Here is a 510-nt window from a genome sequence, read left to right as displayed (position 1 = left end):
TATTAGCACCCCAAAAACGCAGCTGAGAGGTTACCGAAACTCGTTCCTGTAATGGCTCGACGGCAGCGCCAGGGCGCTAACCTGATCGTCGCTTTTTGCTCTCAGAACTACTGCCTAGTCTCATATTAACTAGTCTCATATTAAGACTGCCTGTTTACACTTCAAGCACCAGAGTTCTCAGAGATTTAAATTAAAACGAAAGCATGTCTGCCAGCACAACCATCGCCTCGTCCACGACGATCGGCTGGCGCCAGCCAAACTCCTGGATCGAGGCCGCGACCGTTGCGATGGCCTCGGCGTTGTTCCGCGGGTTGCGCGCGTAGGGGATGATCTGCTCGAGCGGCAGGTCGGTGACGTCCATGGCGGTGTCCTTGGGAAGGCTTGATGCGCGAACCAGAGGTCCACGAAACAAAACGGCTCTGGCCCGAAAGCGAAATGGGTCTGCTGCGCGAAGCGAAATGGGGTCAGACCCCCGTTTCGGTTCAGGCGGGGTTTGTCAGGCCGTCAGGC

Annotated in this window: 1 protein-coding gene; it reads right to left on the bottom strand. The window is 56.5% G+C overall.

What is annotated here, in order from left to right; genetic code table 11:
* Positions 1–190 precede the first annotated feature (190 nt).
* The gene (locus ACH107_RS05430; protein ID WP_109389861.1) at positions 191–361 is read right to left on the bottom strand and encodes a ParB N-terminal domain-containing protein; all 171 of its coding nucleotides are present in this window, start codon (positions 359–361) and stop codon (positions 191–193) included.
* Positions 362–510: the final 149 nt, after the last annotated feature.

Source organism: Roseovarius halophilus (ex Wu et al. 2025) (assembly GCF_047086965.1).
The sequence above is the reverse complement of the archived record's forward strand: the minus strand, read 5'-3'. Positions and strand labels throughout refer to the sequence as shown.

Excerpts from the sequence above, each read along its gene's own strand:
- ACH107_RS05430 (WP_109389861.1), bottom strand. The coding sequence starts at position 361 with ATGGACGTCACCGACCTGCCGCTCGAGCAGATCATCCCCTACGCGCGC.